Source organism: Aeromonas sp. 1HA1, from assembly GCF_029237385.1.
In the GTDB taxonomy this organism is placed as follows: domain Bacteria; phylum Pseudomonadota; class Gammaproteobacteria; order Enterobacterales; family Aeromonadaceae; genus Aeromonas; species Aeromonas popoffii.
This window is the reverse complement of the sequence record NZ_JAACGC010000030.1, coordinates 16075-39064: the sequence shown is the minus strand read 5'-3', so window position 1 is coordinate 39064 and position 22990 is coordinate 16075. Positions and strand designations below refer to the sequence as shown.

17 protein-coding genes and 1 pseudogene are annotated in these 22990 nt (G+C 60.1%); 13 read left to right on the top strand and 5 right to left on the bottom strand.

Annotation, left to right across the window (positions count from 1 at the left end; all coding sequences use genetic code 11):
- The first annotated feature begins 11 nt into the window (after positions 1-11).
- The 11 genes from ispC to accA all read left to right on the top strand — a co-directional run bounded on the left by ispC (position 12) and on the right by accA (position 14378).
- A complete protein-coding gene (ispC, locus tag GWQ22_RS11315; protein ID WP_275930370.1) occupies positions 12-1205 on the top strand; it encodes a 1-deoxy-D-xylulose-5-phosphate reductoisomerase in 1194 nt (397 codons plus the stop codon).
- Positions 1206-1287: 82 nt separating this feature from the next.
- Complete coding sequence (gene rseP, locus GWQ22_RS11310; protein WP_275930369.1) at positions 1288-2640, top strand: sigma E protease regulator RseP; 1353 nt, start codon at positions 1288-1290, stop codon at positions 2638-2640.
- A gap of 34 nt (positions 2641-2674) precedes the next feature.
- Positions 2675-5098, top strand: a complete 2424-nt coding sequence (gene bamA / locus GWQ22_RS11305) for an outer membrane protein assembly factor BamA (RefSeq protein WP_275930368.1) — start codon at positions 2675-2677, stop codon at positions 5096-5098.
- Between the two features lie 148 nt (positions 5099-5246).
- A complete protein-coding gene (locus GWQ22_RS11300; RefSeq protein ID WP_042038165.1) occupies positions 5247-5759 on the top strand; it encodes an OmpH family outer membrane protein in 513 nt (170 codons plus the stop codon).
- A gap of 3 nt (positions 5760-5762) precedes the next feature.
- Positions 5763-6782, top strand: a complete 1020-nt coding sequence (lpxD, locus tag GWQ22_RS11295) for a UDP-3-O-(3-hydroxymyristoyl)glucosamine N-acyltransferase (protein WP_042038365.1) — start codon at positions 5763-5765, stop codon at positions 6780-6782.
- Positions 6783-6806: 24 nt separating this feature from the next.
- Entirely contained in the window at positions 6807-7268 is a 462-nt protein-coding gene (gene fabZ, locus GWQ22_RS11290) for a 3-hydroxyacyl-ACP dehydratase FabZ (protein WP_042038166.1), read from the top strand.
- A 5-nt stretch (positions 7269-7273) separates the two neighbouring features.
- Positions 7274-8065 carry an acyl-ACP--UDP-N-acetylglucosamine O-acyltransferase gene (lpxA, locus tag GWQ22_RS11285; RefSeq protein WP_275930367.1) on the top strand — a complete coding sequence of 264 codons (792 nt, stop codon included), beginning with the start codon at positions 7274-7276 and terminating at the stop codon, positions 8063-8065.
- On the top strand, positions 8058-9197 hold the full coding sequence (lpxB, locus tag GWQ22_RS11280; RefSeq protein ID WP_275930366.1) for a lipid-A-disaccharide synthase: 1140 nt from the start codon (positions 8058-8060) through the stop codon (positions 9195-9197). Before lpxA ends, lpxB begins: the two co-directional genes overlap by 8 nt.
- An 81-nt stretch (positions 9198-9278) precedes the next feature.
- Entirely contained in the window at positions 9279-9869 is a 591-nt protein-coding gene (gene rnhB, locus GWQ22_RS11275; protein WP_108536080.1) for a ribonuclease HII, read from the top strand.
- Between the two features lie 62 nt (positions 9870-9931).
- Positions 9932-13411 carry a DNA polymerase III subunit alpha gene (dnaE, locus tag GWQ22_RS11270; RefSeq protein WP_275930365.1) on the top strand — a complete coding sequence of 1160 codons (3480 nt, stop codon included), beginning with the start codon at positions 9932-9934 and terminating at the stop codon, positions 13409-13411.
- 16 nt (positions 13412-13427) lie between these two features.
- Complete coding sequence (gene accA / locus GWQ22_RS11265) at positions 13428-14378, top strand: acetyl-CoA carboxylase carboxyl transferase subunit alpha (protein ID WP_042038168.1); 951 nt, start codon at positions 13428-13430, stop codon at positions 14376-14378.
- A 184-nt stretch (positions 14379-14562) separates the two neighbouring features.
- Here the strand turns inward: accA and GWQ22_RS11260 are convergent.
- The 3 genes and pseudogenes from GWQ22_RS11260 to GWQ22_RS11250 form a co-directional block, all read right to left on the bottom strand.
- Positions 14563-14855, bottom strand: a pseudogene (locus GWQ22_RS11260) (hypothetical protein); the annotation flags it as partial.
- 7 nt (positions 14856-14862) lie between these two features.
- Positions 14863-16284 (bottom strand): MATE family efflux transporter, encoded by a 1422-nt coding sequence (locus tag GWQ22_RS11255; RefSeq protein ID WP_275930364.1) that lies wholly within the window; start codon positions 16282-16284, stop codon positions 14863-14865.
- A gap of 107 nt (positions 16285-16391) precedes the next feature.
- A complete protein-coding gene (locus GWQ22_RS11250; RefSeq protein ID WP_275930363.1) occupies positions 16392-17300 on the bottom strand; it encodes a LysR substrate-binding domain-containing protein in 909 nt (302 codons plus the stop codon).
- A 504-nt stretch (positions 17301-17804) separates the two neighbouring features.
- Between GWQ22_RS11250 and GWQ22_RS11245 the strand changes: the two genes are divergently transcribed.
- Positions 17805-19100, top strand: coding sequence for an HAAAP family serine/threonine permease (locus GWQ22_RS11245; RefSeq protein ID WP_042038172.1), 1296 nt, complete (start codon positions 17805-17807; stop codon positions 19098-19100).
- Between the two features lie 138 nt (positions 19101-19238).
- Positions 19239-20519, top strand: coding sequence for an L-methionine/branched-chain amino acid transporter (gene yjeH / locus GWQ22_RS11240; protein ID WP_275930362.1), 1281 nt, complete (start codon positions 19239-19241; stop codon positions 20517-20519).
- Positions 20520-20578: 59 nt separating this feature from the next.
- Here the strand turns inward: yjeH and GWQ22_RS11235 are convergent, their stop codons facing one another.
- Together GWQ22_RS11235 and GWQ22_RS11230 are read right to left on the bottom strand one after the other, a co-directional pair.
- A complete protein-coding gene (locus GWQ22_RS11235; protein ID WP_275930361.1) occupies positions 20579-21115 on the bottom strand; it encodes a GNAT family N-acetyltransferase in 537 nt (178 codons plus the stop codon).
- An 81-nt stretch (positions 21116-21196) separates the two neighbouring features.
- Positions 21197-22930, bottom strand: coding sequence for an ABC-F family ATP-binding cassette domain-containing protein (locus GWQ22_RS11230; RefSeq protein WP_275930360.1), 1734 nt, complete (start codon positions 22928-22930; stop codon positions 21197-21199).
- Positions 22931-22990 lie beyond the last annotated feature (60 nt).

Sequence of the window (22990 nt, the reverse complement as noted above, 5' to 3'; positions counted from 1 at the left end):
CGGGAGTGTTGATGCATAATCTGGTGATTCTGGGCTCGTCTGGCTCTATCGGTCAGAGCACCCTCAAGGTACTGCGGCAGAATCCGGGCCGTTGGCAGGTATTGGCACTGACGGCGGTCCGCAGCGTGGATGCCATGTTGCGCGACTGTCTCGAATTTTCCCCCCGTTTCGCCGTCATGGTGGATGAAGACGCGGCTGCCACACTGGCAGGCCGGCTCAAGGCCCATGGCAGTGTCACCTGCGTACTATCCGGTCAGGCAGCCTTGTGCGAGGTGGCTGCCCATCCCGATGCTCACAGCGTGATGGCGGCCATCGTCGGTGCTGCGGGTTTGGCACCCACCATGGCCGCCGTGCGCGCTGGCAAGCGTATCCTGCTGGCCAACAAGGAGGCACTGGTGATGTCCGGTGCTTTCTTCATGGAGGCGGTGCGCGACTACGGTGCCGAACTGCTGCCCATCGATAGCGAGCACAATGCAATTTTCCAGTGCCTGCCTGAAGCCATTCAGCGTCAGCCCGGCTTCTGCGATCTGGCGGAAGCGGGCATCAGCAAGATACTGCTGACCGGCTCCGGCGGCCCGTTCCGCTACACCAGCATTCAGGAGCTGGCGCATGTCACGCCAGCCCTGGCCATTGCCCACCCGAACTGGTCAATGGGGGCCAAGCTCTCGGTGGACTCCGCCACCATGATGAACAAGGGACTGGAGTACATAGAGGCGCGCTGGCTGTTCAATGTGGCGCCCGAGCAGATCCAGGTGGTGATCCATCCCCAGTCCGTCATCCACTCCATGGTGCAGTACAAGGATGGCTCCGTGTTGGCCCAGCTTGGCAACCCGGACATGTGTACACCCATCGCCCATGCCCTGGCCTATCCACGTCGTGTTGAGTCTGGGGTGGAACCTTTGGATTTCTTCAGTGTCGGAGAATTCAGCTTTCTCCGGCCCGATTACGATCGCTACCCCTGCCTGGCGCTGGCCATGAGTGCCTGCCAGCAAGGACAGGCGGCGACCACGGCGCTCAATGCTGCCAATGAAGAGGCCGTTGCAGCTTTCCTTGCAGAGCGGATCGGTTTTATGGATATTGCCAGAGTCAATGAGGCCATCATGGCGGCACTGGGCAGTTCTGCCGTGGGGTCACTGGATGATTTGATTGCGCTGGATAGTGCGGCCCGTACCCGTGCTCACAATTTGATTGAGGAGCTTAGCTGATGAGTGGTATTTCGTGGCATTGTGCTGCCTTTATCCTTGCCTTCGGGTATCGGACCCTGCATGAAATCGAGGTGGCTGACTGATGGGCGGCGTGTTGTGGAACATCGGTGCCTTTATCGTTGCCCTCGGGTTGCTGGTTGCGGTTCATGAATTCGGCCACTTCTGGGTGGCTCGTCGCTGTGGCGTCAAGGTCGAACGCTTCTCCATCGGTTTTGGCAAGGCGATCTGGCGTCGGGTTGGCAAGGATGGCACCGAGTATGTGCTGGCGCTGATCCCGCTCGGCGGCTACGTCAAAATGCTGGATGGCCGGGTCGATGAGCTCCAACCCGGTGATGAGCAATATGCTTTCAATCACAAGAGTGTCTGGGCACGCATGGCCATCGTCGCGGCGGGCCCGATGGCGAACTTCGTGTTTGCCCTGTTTGCCCTCTGGCTGATGTTCATGATCGGCGTCCCTGCCGTCAAACCCGTGGTGGGGGAGGTGCGTCCCGCCTCCATCGTCGCGGCGGCCGGGATCGAACCCGGCATGGAGATCGTCGGTGTCGGCGACAAGGCGACCGGTGACTGGGAGAGCGTGACCTATGCCCTCATCAGCCACTTGGGCGATGATTCCATGAAGCTCAAGCTGAAAGCGGCCAACACCAGCTATGTGGTTGACAAGACCCTCCAGCTCGATGGCTGGAAGTTCGACCCGGACAAGGAGTCACCCATCGGCAGCCTGGGGATTGTCCCCCTCGGCGGCAAGGTTCTGCCCGTGGTCGAGGCCATCGTGCCCAAGAGCGCCAGCGAAAAGGCCGGCATTCTGGTCGGTGATCGCATCAAGCGGGTGGGCGAGCAGGAGGTCACCGAGTGGGCCCAATTCGTGCTCGAGGTGCAACAGTCTCCGGAGCAGCCACTGTCGCTGGTGGTGGAGCGAGCGGGCAGCGAGCTGACCCTGACCCTGACCCCGGATGTGAAAAAAGTGCGGGGCCAGCTGGTCGGTTTTGTCGGCCTGTCACCGCAACTGGTTCCATTACCGGATGAGTATCGAATTCTGTTACAGTATGGGCCTTTACAAGCCCTGTGGCAGGGCGCCGAGAAGACTTGGAGCCTGACCACTCTGACCTTTGACATGATTGGCAAGCTGATTGGTGGCGTTGTTTCGCTGGATAATCTGAGCGGCCCCATCTCCATTGCCAAGGGCGCAGGCAGCAGTGCCGATTACGGTCTGGTCTATTTCCTCGGCTTTCTGGCGCTGATCAGCGTCAACCTGGGGATCATCAACCTGTTTCCCCTGCCGGTGCTGGATGGTGGCCATCTGGTCTACTTCCTCATCGAGGCAGTCACCGGTAAACCGGTATCAGAAAAAATTCAGGAAGTGGGTTTCAGGATCGGCGCCGCCATTCTGATGTTACTGATGGGCATTGCGCTGTTTAATGATTTCGCTCGCCTCTGAGGCCAGAGCATCAACAAGGACACATAAGAACAAAATGGCTGTTAAAAAAGCATTGGTGTTGAGTTGCCTGCTGGGTGCCAGTTTCCTGGCCCAGGCGGCCCCTGCCTCTTTTGTGGTGCAAGATATCCAGGTCGACGGCTTGCAGCGAGTGACGCTGGGAGCCGCCCTGTTGAACCTGCCTATCCGGGTTGGCGATACCGTCGATTCCGTGACCCTGGCCAACGCTATCAAGAAGCTCTACTCCTCCGGCAACTTCGAGGACGTGAGGGTTTATCGTGACGGTCAGGTGCTGCAAGTGGCAGTCAAGGAGCGGCCGACCATCTCCAGCATCGAGTTTTCAGGCAATAAGGATATTAAGGAAGAGCAGCTGACCCAGAGTCTGGAGTCTTCCGGCATCCGGGTGGGTGATCCGCTGGATCGCACCGTATTGAGCTCCCTCGAGAAGGGTCTGGAAGATTTCTACTACGGCGTGGGCAAATACTCTGCCAAGGTCAAGGCCATCGTCACTCCGCTGCCGCGCAACCGGGTTGACCTCAAGTTCACCTTCGTGGAAGGGGAAGCGGCCAAGATCCAGCAGATCAACATAGTCGGCAACAACGTCTTCCCGGAAAAGAAACTGCTGGCCCAGCTCTCCCTCAAGGATGATGTGCCCTGGTGGAATTTCACCGGTGATCAGCGTTACCAGAAGCAGAAACTGGCCGGTGACATCGAGACCCTGCGCTCCTACTACATGGACCGTGGCTACATCCGCTTCACCCAGGAGTCGACCCAGGTCTCCATGACCCCCGATAAAAAGGGCGTCTATGTCACCCTCAATATCAAGGAAGGGGACCAGTACAAGGTCTCCGGGGTTCAGCTCAAGGGCGATATGATCGCTCGTGGCAGCGAGATGAAGGCCCTTATCCCCATAGCGGTGGGTGGCATCTACTCCGCCAGCCAGGTAACCCATACCGAAGAGGTGCTTTCCAAGTTCCTCGGCCGTTACGGCTACGCCTATCCGAAAGTGGTCACCTTCCCGCAGGTCAATGACAAGACCAAGGAAGTGGAGCTGATCGTCAACATAGAGCCGGGTCCCCGTGTCTATGTGCGCAACATCAACTTCAGCGGCAACGTCACCACCAAGGATGAAGTGCTGCGTCGCGAGATGCGTCAGATGGAAAGCACCTGGCTCTCCTCCGACAGCGTCGAGCAGTCCAAGACTCGCCTCAACCGCCTCGGCTTCTTCGAAACTGCGGAAGTGGACACCAAGCGGGTGCCTGGCAGCGATGACCAGGTTGATCTCGACTTCAAGGTCAAGGAGCAGCCAGCAGGCTCCATCAACGCCGGTGTGGGCTATGGTACCGAATCGGGCCTGAGCTTGCAGGCAGGCCTGCAGCAGGACAACTTCATGGGGACCGGCAAGAAGATCGGTATCTCCGCCAGTACCAACAAGTACTCCAAGAGCGTCGACCTCAGCTACAACGATCCTTACTTCACCGTGGATGGGGTCAGCCTGGGTAGTCGTCTCTACTACAACAAGTTCAGTGCGGCCGATGCCAACATAGTCGACTACGAGAACACCACCATCGGCTACCGCCTCTCCAGTGGTTTCCCGGTCAACGAGAACAATCGCCTCGACTTCAGCCTGGGGCTTGAGAACAACAAGCTGTCCCAGCCCAACCCCTATCTGCAGGTGGATGAGTTCTGGAAGATTTACAGTGACAACAAGGATGGTGACAACCGCATGACGTTCAACACCGTCGACGTCACCGCAGGCTGGACCCGTTCTACCCTCAACAAGGGGATGTTCCCGACCGCAGGTGACCGTCAGCGTGTGAACGCCAAGGTGACTGTGCCCGGCATGGATCTGCAGTACTTCAAGCTGAACGCCGAAGACGCGCACTACTTCCCGTTCGATGCGGATCACCAGTGGGTGCTGATGACCCGGGCCCGCGTCTCCTACGGCAACGGTTACGGCAGCAACGGCAACTATGACCACGTCTTGCCGTTCTTCGAGAACTACTTCGCGGGTGGTTTCGATACCCTGCGTGGTTTCAAGAGCAATACAGTGGGTCCGAAGGCGCTCTACTACTACAACCTGAGTGGCAATGACGTCATCCAGGGGACCGACAGCTCGGTGGGCGGTAACGCCCTGGCGGTGGCATCCCTCGAGATGATAGTGCCGACGCCGTTTGCGTCCGAGACCTATCAGCCTCAGCTGCGCACCAGCTTCTTCATCGATGCCGGTTCTGTCTGGGATACCACCTTCGACTATGACCAGTTCAAGAACCGCTGTTTCAGTGGTTGTAACTATCTGGCCGACTATTCGGATCCGACCAACTACCGTGCCTCGGCGGGTCTGTCGCTGCAGTGGCTTTCCCCCATGGGACCGCTGGTGTTCGCGATTGCCCGTCCGCTCAAGGAGTACGAGGGCGATCGCACCGAGTTCTTCTCATTCAACATCGGCCGTACCTTCTAAGGACGGACGCACCCCCACCCATGCGGTGGGGGTATTCAATGATGGGACGCGCAGCTTGCGTGCCTCACCAGGTAACAAGTCGGTCCGGGTACCACTTGCATAATCGGGTAAATCAGGTAGCCCTCACATGAGGGAACAAGGAGTAAGTGTGAATAAAGCGTTGAAAGTAGCTGGTTTGAGTTTTGCACTGATGGCTGCCGGCATGGGATCCGCCTTGGCCGAGACCAAAATCGCTGTGGTTGACATGGGCGAGGTATTCCAAAAGCTGCCCCAGCGTGAAGCTGTCTCCAAGAAGCTGAAAGGTGAATTCGAGCCGCGCATGCGTGAGCTGCAGAAGCTGGAAGCCGATGGTCAGCAACTGGTCGAGAAGTTCAAGAAGGACGAAGCCTTCATGAGCGCCGAGCAGAAGAAGCAGAGCCAGGAGAAACTGGCCAAGCTGCAGATGGAGTTCAACCAGAAGCGTCAGGCGTTCGAACAGGACAACGGTCGCCGTCAGTCCGAAGAGCGCGGCAAGATCCTGACCAAGGTGCAGGCTGCTATCGAATCCATTGCAAAGAGCAATGGCTATGATCTGGTGCTGGAGCGCAATGCTGCCCCGTATGCCGCCAGCAAGCTGGACATCTCTGCCCAGGTTATTTCTCAGGTAAGCAAGAGCAACTAATTGATGGCATTCACTCTCGCACAGCTGGCCCAGCAACTGGGGGCCCAGGTCCATGGCGACGGAACCCTGGAAATCCGCAAGGTAGCGACACTGGAAAAGGCCGGGGAGGGGGATATCACCTTCCTGTCCAATAAAAAGTACCGGCATTATCTGGAACAGAGCAAGGCCACGGCCGTGCTCATTACAGAAGCGGATTTGCCATTTTGTTCCACCAATGCCTTGGTGATCAATGACCCCTATGTGGGGTTTGCCCGGGTAGCCCAACTGCTGGACACCACGCCGCAACCGGCCACGGATATCCATCCGAGCGCCGTCATCGCGGCTGACGTGCAACTGGGCGAGAGAGTGGCCATCGGGGCCAATGCGGTGATCGAATCCGGCGTCGTGCTGGGGGATGACGTGCGCATAGGTCCTGGCTGTTTTGTTGGCAAAAATACCCAACTGGGAGCACGCTCCCGGTTGTGGGCCAACGTCACCCTGTATCACAACATCACCATGGGCACCGACTGTCTGGTTCAATCCGGCACAGTGATCGGCGCCGATGGATTCGGTTATGCCAATGAGCGTGGCGAGTGGATCAAGATCCCCCAGCTCGGTGGTGTGACCATAGGCAATCGGGTCGAGATCGGGGCCTGCACCACCATAGACCGCGGTGCGCTGGAAGATACCTGCATCGCGGATAATGTCATCATCGACAACCAGTGCCAGATCGCTCACAACGTCGAAATCGGTTACGGTACCGCCATCGCGGGCGCGACCACGATGGCCGGTAGTCTCAAGGTCGGCAAATACTGTATCATTGGCGGCGCCGCTGTCTTTAACGGGCACATGGAAATATGCGATCAGGCCACCATTACTGGCATGGCCATGGTGATGCGACCCATTACCGAGCCCGGTGTCTACTCTTCCGGCATCCCACTGCAAACCAATAAAGAGTGGCGCAAGACCGCCGCCCGGGTGATGCGTATCGAAGAGATGCACAAGCGGTTGAGCAAGCTTGAGAAGAAGCTGGATCAAGAATAATCACGATTGGTATAGGGTACTGTTTTGACTACTGAAAAGAAGAGCCTGGGTATCCAGGAAATCATGGATCTGCTGCCCCACCGTTATCCCTTCCTGATGGTGGACAAGGTGGAAAGCTACGAGATCAGCGACGAGCGCAAAACCCTGCGCGCTATCAAGAACGTCTCGTTCAACGAGCCGATCTTCCAGGGGCACTTCCCGGCCAAGCCGGTGTTTCCTGGCGTGCTGATCCTGGAAGCCATGGCGCAGGCCACTGGTATTCTGGCGTTTACCATGGTGGGCAAGCCGTCTCCCAACGAACTCTATTACTTTGCCTCAATCGATAACGCTCGTTTCAAGCGTCCGGTCGGCCCCGGCGATCAGCTGGTGCTTGACGTGGTGTTCCTGAAAGAGCGTCGCGGTATTGCCAAGTTCACCGGTGTCGCCACCGTCGATGGTGAAGTGGTCTGTACCGCCGAGCTGATGTGCGCCAAACGCGAGGTTTAATACACGTGATCGACCAGACTGCCATCATTCACGATACTGCCATCGTTCATGAGTCTGCCGTGATCGGTAAAGGGGCTGAAATCGGCCCCTTTTCTGTCATCGGCGCCGAGGTTGAAATCGGCGAAAACACCTGGATAGGCTCTCATGTGGTGATCAAAGGCCCGACCAAGATAGGTCGTGGCAACAAGATCTTCCAGCACACCTCCATCGGTGAGGATTGCCAGGACAAGAAGTACGCTGGCGAGCGCACTTTCCTCGAGATCGGCGATAACAACGTCTTTCGCGAGAACTGCACTGTGCATCGCGGCACCATCCAGGATCAATCCCTGACCAAGGTGGGCAGCGGCAACCTGTTCATGGTCAACGTGCACGTTGCCCATGATTGCCTCATCGGTGACCACTGCATCTTCGCCAACAACGCGACCCTGGCGGGCCACGTGGTGATCGGTGATTTCGTGATCTTTGGCGGTCTCTCCGCAATCCACCAGTTTGGTCGGGTTGGCTCCCACGCCTTCGTTGGTGGCTGCGCTGCCCTGAACAAGGACGTGCCGCCCTATGTGATGGCGGCCGGCAACTACGCCAAGCCGTTCGGGGTCAACTCCGAAGGGCTGCGTCGTCGCGGCTATAGCCCTGAGGCCATCTCGGCCGTCAAGCGCGCCTACAAGGAGATCTTCCGCTCCGGCAAGACCATCGAAGAGGTGTTGCCCGTGCTGATGGAGATGGCGGCCAGTGAACCGGCTGTTCAGCTCTATGTGGATTTCCTCAAGGACAACGAGCGCGGGATCATCCGTGCCTGATCCCGTTCGCATCGGTATCGTCGCCGGGGAGACCTCCGGCGACATCCTGGCAGCCGGGCTGGTGCGTGAACTTCAGCGCCGCTATCCGGATGCGCAGTTTGAAGGGATTGCCGGGCCGCGGATGCAGGCCCTGGGCGTCAAGGCGCTGTTCGAGATGGAAGAGCTTTCCGTCATGGGGATCACCGAGGTGCTTGGCCGCCTGCCCCGCATCCTCAAGGTCCGCCGCGAACTGCTGCGCCATTTTATTGCCAATCCGCCTGACATCTTCGTCGGGGTGGATGCACCGGATTTCAATATCGAGGTGGAGCTGAAACTGCGCCGCGCCGGTATCAAGACGGTTCACTACGTCAGCCCCTCTGTGTGGGCCTGGCGTCAGAACCGCATTCACAAGATCAAGGCTGCCACCGACATGGTGCTCGCCTTCCTGCCATTCGAGAAAGCCTTCTACGACCGTTTCGATGCCCCTTGCCGCTTTGTCGGCCACACCATGGCGGATGATATTCCGCTGGTGCCGGATCAAGCCGCGGTGCGCCAGGCGCTCGGCATTGACCCGGGCCGACGCTGGCTGGCCGTGCTGCCCGGCAGTCGCAGTGCCGAGGTGGGTTTCATGTCACCGGTATTTCTCGAGGCCTGCAAGCACCTGACCGTGCGTTACCCGGATCTCGGTTTCATCGTGCCGCTGGTCAACGACAAACGGCGCGAGCAGTTCATGGCCATCAAGGCCGAGCTGGCGCCGGATCTCGACATGGTGCTGCTGGAAGGGCAGGGCCGCGAGGCGATGATCGCCGCCGATGCCGTGCTGCTTGCTTCCGGTACCGCCGCGCTCGAAGCCATGCTGGTGAAAAAGCCCATGGTGGTGGGTTACAAGCTCAAGCCCTTCAGCTACTGGCTGGCCCAGCGCTTGGTGAAGACCGCTTATGTGTCCCTGCCCAACTTGCTGGCAGACCAGATGCTGGTACCCGAGTTGCTGCAGCACGAGTGCACCCCGGACAATCTGGTGGAAGAGGTCAGCAAGCTGCTGGAACACGATAACCGCGAGCTCATCGCCACCTTCACCCGGCTGCACCAGCGCATTCGCTGCAATGCCGATGTGCAGGCCGCCGATGCGGTGGCCGATCTGCTTGGCAGATAATATTCCCGGGCGGCCGATTATGCTGCGCTAATCGACCCCATGTCAGGCCCTGCGGGGCCTGTTTTGATTCAAGGCTGCAAGATGATGATCGATATTCCCGAAGACAGGCTGGTTGCCGGTGTGGACGAGGTGGGGCGTGGCCCCCTGGTGGGTGACGTGGTCACGGCCGCCGTGATCCTGGATCCCGCCAACCCCATTGTCGGGCTGGCAGACTCCAAGAAGCTCTCCGAGAAGAAACGTCTGGCGCTGTTTGACGAGATCAAGGCCAAGGCGCTGGCCTGGGCCATCGGCCGCGCTACGCCGCAGGAGATAGACGAGCTCAACATACTGCACGCCACCATGCTGGCGATGCAGCGCGCCGTGGCGGGACTGAACGTCACCCCCGAGCTGGTCTTTATCGACGGCAACCGCTGCCCGGCATTGCCGATGGAAGCGCGCGCCGTGGTCAAGGGCGATAGCCTGGTGGCCGCCATCAGCGCCGCCTCGATTCTGGCCAAGGTGACCCGCGATGGGGAAATGACCGAGCTGGACAGCCGTCATCCCGAGTACGGTTTCGCCCGTCACAAGGGCTATCCGACGCCTGAGCACCTTGCCATTCTGGCCGAGCGCGGCCCCTTGCCCGAGTATCGGCAGAGTTTCAAACCGGTGCGCCGTGCACTGGGGATCGAGTAAACCATGCAGAGCTGCCGGCATCACGACATGCGCGCCACTCTGTGCAACGAGAGGGTATGACGATGGCTGAACCCCGTTTTATCCACCTGCGGGTCCACTCCGACTTCTCCATGGTCGATGGCCTTCAGAAGATCAACCCCATCGTCTCGGCGGCAGCGGCCAACAACATGCCGGCGCTGGCGCTGACCGACCAGATGAACATGTGTGGCCTGGTGCGCTTCTATGGTTCGGCCCACGGCAAGGGCATCAAGCCCATCGTCGGGGCCGACTTCTGGGTGCAGAGCGAGGCGCTGGGTGACGAGCAGTTTCGCCTCACCCTGCTGGCCATAGATAACGACGGCTACCAGAACATCACCCTGCTGATCTCCCGTGGCTACCAGCGCGGTCACGTCCAGGGTCGCCCCGTCATCGACCGGGCCTGGCTCGCGGATCACGCCAAGGGCGTGATAGTGCTCTCGGGTGCACGTGAGGGGGATGTGGGCAAGTTCCTGCTCAAGGGCAACCGGCAGATGACGGAGTCGTGCCTCGATTTCTACCGGACTCACTTCCCCGACGCCTACTATCTGGAGCTGCTGCGCACCGGTCGACCCGACGAAGAGGTCTACCTGCACATGGCGGTGGCCATCGCCACCGAGTTCGAGCTGCCGGTGGTCGCCACCAACGAGGTGGTGTTCCTCAACGCCGAAGACTTTGATGCTCACGAGATCCGGGTTGCCATCCACGATGGCTACACCCTGATGGACAAGCGTCGCCCGCGCCGTTACAGCCCGCAGCAGTACCTGCGCAGCCAGGAAGAGATGGCCGAGCTGTTCGCCGACATCCCGGAGGCGCTGGAGAACACGGTGGAGATCGCCAAGCGCTGCAACGTGACGGTGCGCCTCGGTGAATACTTCCTGCCCAACTTCCCGACCGGCGACATGACCACCGAAGACTTCCTGGTAATGAAGTCCAAGGAGGGACTGGAGGACCGCCTCGCCTTCCTGTTCCCTGATCCCGAGGTTCGCGTCGCCAAGCGCGGCGAGTACGACGAGCGCCTCGACATCGAGCTCAAGGTGATCAACCAGATGGGCTTCCCGGGTTACTTCCTCATCGTGATGGAGTTTATCCAGTGGTCCAAGGACAACGGCATTCCTGTCGGGCCGGGCCGGGGGTCGGGTGCAGGGTCACTGGTGGCCTATGCGCTCAAGATCACCGATCTCGACCCGTTGGAATTTGACCTGCTGTTCGAACGCTTTCTGAACCCGGAGCGGGTCTCCATGCCCGACTTCGACGTCGACTTCTGCATGGACAGACGGGACGAGGTGATCGAGCACGTCTCCGAGATGTATGGCCGGGATGCGGTGTCCCAGATCATTACCTTCGGCAGCATGGCGGCCAAGGCGGTGGTGCGGGACGTGGGCCGGGTGTTGGGCCACGCCTACGGGTTCGTGGATCGCATCTCCAAGCTCATTCCGCCGGATCCAGGCATGACGCTGGCCAAGGCGTTCGAGGCCGAGCCCAAGCTGCCAGAGCTCTACGAGCAGGATGAGGAGGTCAAAGACCTCATCGACATGGCGCGCCGGCTGGAAGGGGTGGTGCGCAACGCTGGCAAACACGCAGGTGGCGTGGTAATCGCGCCCACCAAGATCACCGACTTTGCGCCGCTTTACTGCGACGACTCCGGTAATCACCCTGTCACCCAGTTCGACAAGAACGATGTGGAGTACGCAGGGCTGGTGAAGTTTGACTTCCTGGGGCTGCGTACCCTGACCATCATCGACTGGGCGCTTGGCATGATCAACCCGCGCCTGGCCAAGGAGGGCAAGCCGCCGGTCGACATCGCCGCCATCCCGATCCACGACAAGAAGTCGTTTGACCTGCTGCAGCGGTTCGAGACCACGGCGGTATTCCAGCTGGAATCCCGCGGCATGAAGGATCTCATCAAACGGCTGCAGCCTGACTGTTTCGAAGACATGATCGCCCTGGTGGCGCTGTTCCGGCCGGGCCCGCTCCAGTCGGGCATGGTGGACAACTTCATCGAGCGCAAGCACGGCAAGGAGGCCATCTCCTACCCGGACGAGAAGTGGCAGCACGAGAGTCTCAAGCCGATCCTGGAGCCCACCTACGGCATCATCCTCTATCAGGAGCAGGTGATGCAGATAGCCCAGGTGCTGGCGGGCTATACGCTCGGTGGGGCGGACATGCTGCGCCGGGCCATGGGCAAGAAGAACCCGGCAGAGATGGCCAAGCAGCGATCTGGGTTTGAGGAAGGCGCCGTCAAGAACGGCATTGATGGCGAACTGGCGGTGAAGATCTTCGATCTGGTGGAAAAGTTTGCGGGCTACGGCTTCAACAAATCCCACTCTGCCGCCTATGCGTTGGTCTCCTACCAGACGCTCTGGCTCAAGACCCACTTCCCGGCCGAGTTTATGGCGGCGGTGATGACCGCCGACATGGACAACACCGACAAGATAGTGACGTTGGTGGACGAGTGCCAGCGCATGGGGCTCACCGTGATACCGCCGGATGTGAACACGGGTCGTTACCGCTTCTCGGTCAACGAAGACGGTCACATCGTCTACGGTATCGGGGCTGTGAAGGGGGTGGGGGAAGGTCCCATCGACGCCATTCTCAGCGCCCGCGATCAGGATGGGCCGTTTCGCGATCTGTTCGACTTCTGCAATCGGGTCGACATCAAGAAGATCAACAAGCGGGTGATGGAAAAGCTCATCCTCTCCGGCGCCATGGACCGACTCGGCCCGCACCGCGCCGCCCTGATGGCGACCCTGGAGGAGGCGATGCGTGCCGCCGAGCAGCATGCCAAGGCTCAAGCGGTAGGCCAGGTCGACATGTTTGGTGTCCTGACCCAGGAGATTGACGACGTCAAGAAGGCGTTCGCCAACGTGCCGCACTGGCCTGACAAGGTGTGGCTGGAAGGGGAGCGCGAGACGCTCGGGCTTTATCTGACCGGGCACCCTATCAACCAGTACAGCGGCGAATTGCGTCGTTATACGTCCGGTCGCCTGTGCGATCTGCATCCCACCTCCCGGGATACGGTTACCACGGCGGCGGGGCTGGTGATCGCGGCCCGCAGCATGGTGACCAAGCGTGGCAACAAGATGGGGATCTTCACCCTGGATGACCGATCCGGCCGTCTCGATGTGACCCTGTTCAGTGAAGCGCTGGAAAAATATGAAGAATTGATGCAAAAAGACCGTATTTTGGTGGTTTCTGGACAGGTCAGCTTTGATGACTTCTCCGGTGGCCTTAAAATGTCGGCCCGTGAATTACTGGATATCAACGATGCGAGGGAGCGTTTTGCCAGGGCAATCCGCATCTCCCTCGATGAACAGCGGATTGATGATCGCTTTTTCCCGCGTTTGTGCGAGATTTTGGAACCCGCCCGTGCCGGAGTCTGTCCGGTTCAGGTAAACTATCGTCGCCCCGGCTCCCGGGTGCGATTGACGCTCGGTACCGAGTGGCGGGTGACGCCCACCGATCAACTGATAGATGACTTGCGCGTCCTGCTTGGACGAGAGCGGGTTGAATTGGTTTTTGATTAGAGGATCTATAGGCCCTATGAGTCTTTTTCTGGATTTTGAACAGCCAATTGCCGAGTTGCAGGCGCAGATTGATGAACTCCGTCATGTGAGTGAGCACAACAGTGCTGTCGATCTCAATGAAGACATTCGCCGGCTGGAGAAGAAAAACGAAGAGCTGACCAAGAAGATCTTCGGTGATCTGGGTGCCTGGCAGGTATCCCAGATGGCGCGTCATCCCCAGCGCCCCTACACCTTTGACTATATCGAGCATATCTTCACCGATTTCGACGAGTTGGCTGGGGATCGCGCCTATGCCGATGACAAGGCTATCGTCGGCGGCATCGCCCGTCTCGACGGTGAGCCGGTGATGGTGATTGGTCACCAGAAGGGTCGCGAGACCAAAGAGAAGATCAAGCGTAACTTCGGCATGCCGCGTCCGGAAGGATACCGCAAGGCCCTGCGCCTGATGGAGATGGCCGAGCGCTTCAAGATGCCGATCATCACCTTCATCGACACCCCGGGTGCTTATCCCGGTGTGGGTGCCGAGGAACGTGGCCAGTCTGAAGCCATCGCCCACAACCTGAAAGTGATGGCCGGTCTGACTGTGCCTGTGGTCTGCACCGTGATCGGTGAAGGTGGCTCGGGTGGTGCGCTGGCTATCGGCGTGGGGGATCGCGTCAACATGCTGCAATACTCCACCTACTCCGTCATCTCGCCGGAAGGGTGTGCCTCCATCTTGTGGAAGAGCGCCGACAAGGCACCGATCGCCGCGGATGCCATGGGCATCACGGCCCAGCGCCTGCAGGAGCTGAAGCTCATCGACAGCATAGTCGAGGAGCCCCTTGGCGGTGCCCACCGCAATGTGGAGCTGATGGCCAAGCGCCTGAAGGATCGCATCCAGCAGGATCTTAACGCGTTGCGTCCGCTCGAGACTGATGAGCTGCTGGAGCAGCGCTACCAGCGCCTGATGGGCTACGGCTACTGCTAAGCACCGGCTTCATCCCGACCCGCCAGAAGGCCCCCGCATTGCGGGGGCCTTCTTTTTGGGGCCGGGATAAATGCTATTCATACGGATATCATTTGGCGCTATGTTTGCCGAACACCCCGTGTCGGATCAACCGAGTGGCGGATCGTGGCCAAAAAAGTGGGCTCCCGCTCCTGGTGCCGGTCAGTTAAGCCTGACTGACATTGTTTTTATTGGTTTTTTCACACTGCGCTTCCATGGTCTGGCTTCACGCAGCGGGGGTCAGTTCGCGCTCTTCTCTTTGTTAATACGAATAGCCTGCTGGCTGTTAATACGAATGGCCCGCTGGTTGCTCCAGGTCTGCCACCCGCCTCGGGATATGCCAGGTGACACAGATGGCATGCAGCTCAACTCATGGACAAGGTAGACCGGCGCCCTGTGAAAACTCAGTTGACTTGCCGTCTATCCCCTCAAGCTCGCTGCCCTCTTCACCTGTGTGCGGCTCTGTCTAGCCGGCGCGACGGGCCAGCTGGACTTCCTGATGAGAACCGATCGGCTTGGCGTGATGCGGGCGAAGGGGTGTGCACGCCCGCTTGAGTCGACGCCACTCCTGCCAAAGCAGCCCGCACAGCGGCAGGGTCAGCAGCAAGACAGTGGTGGGCTGGGCCATCAGCACACCCTCGCGGCCCCACCAGAGCGGCAGCAGGAAGATCAGCGGCAGCAGCAGCAGTGTCTTGGCCGCCGAGATGATCAGCGCCTGCTTGGTGCGGGCCATGGACTGCAGCAACACTATGCCGAACATGATGATCCCCTCCAGCGGAATGGCGCTGAGGTTGAGGGTCAGGCTGCTGACGGCCGCAGCAAGCAGCTCGGCATCCTGATTGCCGATGTAGAGCATGGCCACCTGGCGCGGCAGCAGCTGGATCAGTAGCCAGACCGCCATGCCATAGGCAAGCGTGATCTTGAGCCCCATCTCCATCAGGAATTTCAGATCCCGATAGCGTTTGGCCCCCGTCGCCTGGCTGATGAGCGGTTGGATGCCGAAGGCCAGACCCTGCAGGATCACGATGAACACGGCTTCTGTGTAACCGGCTACGGTGAAGCCGGCCAGATCCTTGATGGCGCCATACGCCATCAGCTGGCTGTTGTGTAGCAGCAGTAGCAGCCCCAGGTTGAACTGGGCTATCAGGCTTGGCAGGCCGGTGAACAGCAGGTTGGGCATGGCCGGGAGTATGGGCACCATGTGGCGCCATGAGAGGCGTAGCTTGGCATGGGAGGTAAAGAAGTAGCCCAGGCCGAGCAGGCTGACGATCCCCTCAGTGATGAGCGTTGCCTGGGCCGAGCCCACCAGCCCCAGTCCCAGCCGCCCGACCATGAGGTAGTTGAGTACGATGTTGAGGATGGCGCCACTGCTGACCAGGATCATGGCCAGCCTTGGCCTGCCGTCGTTACGCAGCAGGTAGGGTACCGCCAGGTTGCAGGCCAGTAGCAGGGTACCGCCACCGATCCAGCTGAGGTAGTCACTGGCCTGTTTCCAGGTGTCGGTACCTTGCTCAATCCCCAATGCTTGCAGTATGTCGATGTGCCAATGGTACAGCAGCAAGGGCGCCAGGAGTCCGAGCAGCCCGAGCAGCCAAAACGCATTGACCAGCGCCTGTCGGGCCAGCCGGCTCTGCTTCGCCCCCTGATGCAGGGAGATGGCGGTGGCTGCCCCCATGCTGATCATGGCGGCGAGCCCGATCAGCACCATGATGACCGGATAGACCAGGTTGATGCCGGCGAGGCCAGCGGCCCCCACATAGTGGCCGACGAAGATGCCATCGACCAGGTAGTAGGCACCTGAGACCAGCATGGCCATGACGGAGGGGAGGGCATAGCCCCAGAAACGGCGAGTCATTGCCCGTTGGCGCAACAGTAAGTAGGCAGACATATCTGTTCTCTTGGGGGAGTTCGATGATCGAGCAGACAGTCTAGATTAATATGTTTTTGTTGGTAATCCGGTTTGTATTTGATGGATTAATGAATTTATCTCAGTAATCATCGGGTTTGATAGTGTGCCTTGAGCATGTCTATCAGGGTGCGCAGGCCGCTGCCCAGCTGATGTCGGCTGGGATAAAAGAGTGAAAATCCCACGAAGGTGGGGCACCACTGCTCCAGCACGCTCACCAGTTTTCCCTGTGCCAGCTGCTTGCTCACCTCCTCCTCCAGACAATACGCCAATCCCAGCCCAGCCTCTGCCGCCCCCAGATAGAGAGCCGGCGTGCTGGTGGTCAGTGGCCCGGTCACCTCTATCTCCAGCAGGGCACCCTCTTCCCCGGCAAACGCCCAGCGGTAGTGATGAGATGGCGTCAGCCGGTAGCCTATGCAGGCATGGCGTGACAGCTCGCGGGGATGTTGCGGCGTGCCGCGCTCGGCCAGATAGGCGGGTGACCCCACCACCAGATAGCGTTGGGGAGGCCCGAGCGGCACACCTATCATCTCCTTGGGCAGCAGATCGCCATAGAAGATGGCGGCGTCATAGCCATCCTCGATGAGACGCGGCATCAGCTCCTGCTCCACCACTTCCACCTGTATACGCGGGTAGCGCACCATGTAGTCGAGCAGCACGGGAGCCAGCAGCTCATCGATGGCGCCCCGCGGCGCACTGATCTTCAGCCGTCCCACCGGCTCGTCGCTGTGGTGAGCCAGTTCTTCGAGTGCGCTCTGCAGGTGGTTTAGCGTGGGCAGCAACTGTTCGAGCAGGTGCTGGCCCGCATCGGTCGGCACCACGGCGCGGGTGCTGCGATTGAGCAACCTGACACCCAACCGGGTCTCTAGCCCTTTCAGGCTGTGGCTCAGGGCGGAAGCCGACACCCCGAGCTCAAGGGCGGCTTTGCTGAAACTCTGGTGACGGGCGACGGCGGCAAAGACTGCCAGTTCGGCGAGGTCGGTACGGGTGATGGCCATATTAATGCAATGGGGAAATGTTGAGGAACAGGGTACGTCAGGGCACTTCAGCGCACAACCGGAGCAATAAACAGACGCATGTAATCAGTTTGTTGTACCTCAAAGGGTGTAGATACGGGTGAAACTACCTGTGATTGTTAACGGTTGTTCACAAGATTGGGCTGATAACGTGATCTCGGACGTCAGAAAGGCGATTCTAATCAAACTTTGGTTGATTAATTCAAAAAAACACTGTGATCGCTAAGGGGATTTAATTAGAGTCAGCGCATCAGAACAAAGGTGCGTTAATGAATTGTAATGGTTGACGCGCTTGCGGCCCCCGGGCTGATGACCCACAGATCTGTTTGTTGCAGTTTGGTTGTTACATGGAGTGGCAAACAAGTTGCCGAGTCGGCGGGATAAGAATAACAGGGATGGACTGCAGGAGTTCCAGGGAAATGGGACAGGGCATTGCGCCCGGTTGACTAGATTTTTTCTATTTTCCTTGATGACAGGAACACCCCTATGTCTGACATGAACATTGCAGTTGAAGGCAACTTAGCCAGTAATGCGTCTTCCCGTGGCATCAACAAGGCCGACTTGGTCTGGATGCTGGGCCTGTACGGTACCGCCATCGGTGCCGGTGTGCTCTTCCTGCCAATCAACGCCGGTGTCGGTGGTCTGTGGCCGCTGGTTGCCATGTTGATCCTGGCCCTGCCGCTGACTTTCTTCGCTCACCGTGGTCTGGCCCGCTTCGTGCTGTCCGGCTCTACCCGTGATGGCGACATCACTGAAGTAGTAGAAGAGCACTTCGGCAAGACCGCAGGCAAATTCATCACCCTGCTCTACTTCTTTGCCATCTACCCGATCGTACTGATGTACTCGGTCGCCATCACCAACACAGTCGAGAGCGTGATTGTTCACCAGCTGGGCATGTCTGCACCTCCCCGTGCCATCCTGTCACTGGCGCTGATCCTCGGTCTGATGGCGGTTGTTCGTCTGGGCGGTCAGGTTATCGTCAAAGCGATGAGCGTGCTGGTATTCCCGTTCGTGATCACCCTGATGGGCCTGGCGTTCTACCTGATCCCGCACTGGAACGGTACCATCATCACTGAAGCACCAGCGCTGGCTGACGCCTTCAACGGTGACTTCCTCAAGACCCTGTGGCTGGCTATCCCGGTCATGGTGTTCTCCTTCAACCACTCTCCGATCATCTCCTCCTTCGCGGTGGACAATAAAGGTCGTTACGGTGAAGGTGCCGAGAAGAAGTGCAGCAACATCCTGCTGGGCGCCCACGTCATGATGGTGATGACCGTTATGTTCTTCGTATTCAGCTGCGTACTGAGCCTCTCTCCGGCTGACCTGGCTGCTGCCAAAGAGCAGAACATCTCCATCCTGTCCTATCTGGCCAACCACTTCGACAACCCGGTTATCGCCACTGTGGCTCCGTTGATTGCCATGGTTGCCATCAGCAAATCCTTCCTGGGTCACTACCTGGGAGCGCAAGAAGGCATGAACGGCCTGATGGCCAAAGCGCTGCGCGAGAAGGGCAAGAACGTTGACACCAAGCAGCTGAACAAAGTGACTGCGGTGTTCATGATCCTGACCACTTGGGCCATCGCCACCATCAACCCGAGCATCCTCGGCATGATTGAAGACCTGGGCGGCCCCATCATCGCGATGCTGTTGTTCCTGATGCCGATGTACGCCATCTCCAAGGTGCCGGCCATGCGCAAATACGCTGGCAACATCAGCAACGGCTTCGTGACCCTGATTGGCCTGATCGCCATGTCCGGTATCATCTATAAGCTGATTGCCTGATAACTCCGGTTACCGAGTTGAATGAAGAAGCCGCCTCGCAAGAGGCGGCTTTTTTTGTTTGATCAACGGATAGCCCTTAACAAGCAAGGGGCTGCGGCCTAACATGGCGTGATGTTTTTCCAGTCAGGGCAAAAGGATATGTCTGCGTTGAAAAAAGAGCTGGGGCTCTGGCAGGGGATGGGGCTGCTCGCCACCTCACTGCTGGGTACCGGGATCTTCGTGGTGCCAGCGACCGCGGCGTCGCTGGCGGGGGGCGCTTCGCTCTGGGCCTGGGTGTTGCTCATCGTGCTGGTGCTGCCCATCGCCTTCACCTTCGCCCGGCTGGGGCGCCGCTACCCCCATGCGGGCGGGGCGCCGCACCTGATTGGTCTTGCCTTTGGCAACGGCGCCGAGCGCTTCTCCGCCTTTCTGTTTCTGGCTGTGCTGCCGGTGGGGTTGCCAGCGGCCCTCACTATCGCCGCCGGTTTCTGGCATGCGCTGTTTGATCTGGGGGAGTGGACCCTGTGGGCCATCCAGCTGCTGACCCTGCTCGGGGTATTCCTGCTCGGGCTGCGGGGGGCGCGCTCCTCCGGCAACCTGCAGTTGTTGATTGCCCTGGCCATATTGGGGCTGACCCTGCTCATCTGGTTCAAGGGGGATCTCAGCTGGCGTGACGCAGCGCAGCCACTGCCGACGGCAGCTGAGTGGCCCGCCATGGGCACGGCGCTGGCGCTGATGTTCTGGTGTTTCGTGGGGCTGGAAGCCTTCGCCCACATGGGGGAGGAGTTCAAGCGGCCGGAGCGGGACTATCCGCTGGCCCTGCTTGGCGGCGTCTTGCTGGCGGGGCTGATTTACTGGGTGCACTCGCTGGTGGTGCTCAAATATGGCCTCTATGGCGACGAGGCGACCAATGCCACCGCCATTCCGGCCCTGCTCTCCTTGCTGTTCGGCCCCACCGCCAAGTGGCTGGTGGCCATCCTTGGATACCTCTCCTGCTTTGCCAGCATCAACATCTACCTGCAGGGATTTGCGCGCCTTATCTGGAGCATGGCGCGGGAAGGCAAGCTGCCGGTCTCCCTCTCTCGCCTCTCGGCCAGGGGGGCGCCGCTCAACGCCCTGTGCTGGGTGCTCGCCATCTGCTTCGTCTCCATCACCTTGATCCTCTGGTTGCGACTGCCGCTTGATGAGCTGATCCGCTACGCCAACGGCAACTTTGTGCTGGTTTATCTGCTCTGCATGGCGGCGGGTTGGCGCTTGCTCGGTGGCATGGGCAAGGGGCTGGCGGCCTTGAGTGTGCTGCTCTGCCTCGCTGTGCTGGTGGCGCTCGCCTCCCAGGTGCTTTATGCGGCGCTGCTCAGCGCGGGTTACTGTGTGTTTTCCCTGTGGCGGCGCAGACGTCGCCGCGCTCTGGCTACCAACAACATCTGCGCCATCAAGTAACCGACCCGATAAAAAGCCCCAGTGCGGGGCTTTTTGCTAGCTATCAGATGCGGTGGTGCTCAAGCGTTTGGCAGGTCGCTGCGTAGCAGGGCGTAGTGCCGCAGGGAGATAAACTGCTCCCCCTTCCGCTCGCATTCCCGAGCCGTCCCTTCGTAGCGAAAGCCGGCCCGCTCGAGCAGGCGGGCAGAGGGGAAGTTTGGCTCCTCCACCACCGCCAGCAAGCGGTGCAGCTCGGTGGTGTGGTAGATGAGGTCCAGAAACTGCCGCAATGCCGTCTGCATGATCCCCTGGCTCCAGTGCTCGGGATAGAGCCAGTAGCCGAGTTCGGCCCGCTTGTGCAGCGGGTCGGCATCGTTGTAGCCGATGGCCCCCAGGGGGACGCCGTTTCGCTGGCAGCGGATCAGGAACCAGGCCCCGCTCTGGCACTGCGCTATCTCGGCGTACCAGCGCATCTGGGCCTGGCATGCCTCCATGCTGTCATAGCTGATACCGTAATAGGCGATGACCCTGGGATCTGACAGTGCGCGGTAGATGTGGGGCAAGTCGGCCTCCATGACGGGGTCGAGCCTGATATCGGGTTGTGGTGGTGAAGACATCATGTGCTCCTTGCGGCCAGCCGTGGCTGGCCGCGTGAGTGGAGTAAAAGGGCGGGATAACAGCGCGGATCACGGCTGGGCTCACGGCTCGGAAAGACCCAGCAAACCGGCAAGCCTTTCCAGCTCATCGCGCCACTCTTGCTGCAGTCGCAGGGTTTGATGTTTGGGCTTGCGGGCGAGATCGGCGGCAAGCAGGGCATCCAGCTCGTACCAGCGTGCCAGCAGCGCCTCATCATCGTGCTCCGGCATGGGATCTTCCCTCCCGGCGTCATTGGCCTGGGCGTCGGCGGCGGGCCGATCTGGCGCATCGCCGAGCAGCTCGGCATAGGCCCGCTCGGCGCTGTGGGCCTCGTGGATCCGACCCTCCCTGATCACCCAGAAGCGGTTGCAGCTGCGCTCGATCAGATCCCGGTCGTGGGAGACAAGCAGTACGCCACCAGCAAAGCCGGTTAGCGCCTCGGCCAGCTCCTCCTTTCCTGCCAGGTCCAGATGGTTGGTGGGTTCATCGAGCCAGAGCAGATGGTGACTCGCCAGTGACAGGGCGAGGAACAGCAGTCTGGCCCGCTCGCCCCCGCTCAGGGTCGCGACTCGCTGACCGTGACGGGAGTAAGGGAAGCCCGCACGGATCAGGGCCTGGCGCAGCGTCACCTCCGGCAATGGTGCCAGTGGATAGAGGGCATCGGTCAGGGTGGCGTCGCCGTCCAACTGCTGCAGGGACTGATCGTAATAGGCGATGCTGGCGCCAGGGTGGCGATACCAGCCCTCGGCCGGTTGTTGAGCGCACACCTCGCCCCAGCACTGACGCAGCAGGGAAGACTTGCCCGTGCCGTTGGCACCGAGCAGGGCGACCCTATCGCCAGCACGCAGCCAGAGATCCTCGGCTCGCAGCAGCGGCGGCAAGCCGGGGGCGGGGTGCACGTCGAGGTCTTCCAGCCGAAGCAGGGCATCGGCGGGCAGTGCCTGCCCGCGCAGTTCGAGGCGCCAGGGTGCGTCCGCCCCGACCACGCCCTGCTCCTCCTGCAGCCTGGCCACCCGTTTCTCCATGGACTTGGCCTGGCGCACCAGTTTCTCGTTGTCATGCTCCCGCCCCCAGATGGCGAGGCGTTTGCTGCTGGCGCTCAGGCGGTCGATCTCTTTTTGCTCGTCGGCCCGGCGCAGGCGGGTTTGCTCATCCTCTTCGGCCAGGGCCGCCCTGGCCTGGCTGCAGGGCAGGGCGAAGCGATGAAGCCGCCGATCCCGCAGGATCAGGGTCTCGCGGGTTACCCGATCGAGCAGGCGACCATCGTGCGACACCAATACGAAGGCGCCACGCCACGCCAGCAGGAAGCGCTCGAGCCAGAGCAGGGCGGGCAGATCCAGGTGGTTGCTGGGTTCGTCCAGCAGTAACAGGTTGGGTTGGTGCAGCAGAGCGCGGCCTATCTGCAAGCGGGTGTGCTGACCGCCGCTCAGCGCGCTGACCGGAAGGTCGGCCTGCTCGGTCAGTTGCAGTTCGGTCAGCATCTTGTCTACCTGCCACGCCTGGTCAGCCTCGTTGGCCAGTGCATCGAGCAGCACGGCGCGGGTGCTGAGTGCTTGCAGTTGCACGGGCAGATGCTGGGCCACAAATTCACAGCGGCAGGGGCTAGCCTTGTGGATGCGTCCCTCATGGGGCTGGCGCTGACCGGCCAGCAGGGCGAGCAGTGTGCTCTTGCCACAGCCGTTGGCGCCTATGAGGCCAATGCGATCACCGCTGCGGATGCTGAGGTCGAGGTTGTCAAATAACGGAAGGTGCCCCGCACTCATTTGCAGGGAATGGGTACTCATCAGGGTTGTCATGCTCTTGCTCTCTTAAATTCCGGGATCGAAGATCCCTGTCATCAGGAGCGCTGGCGACAA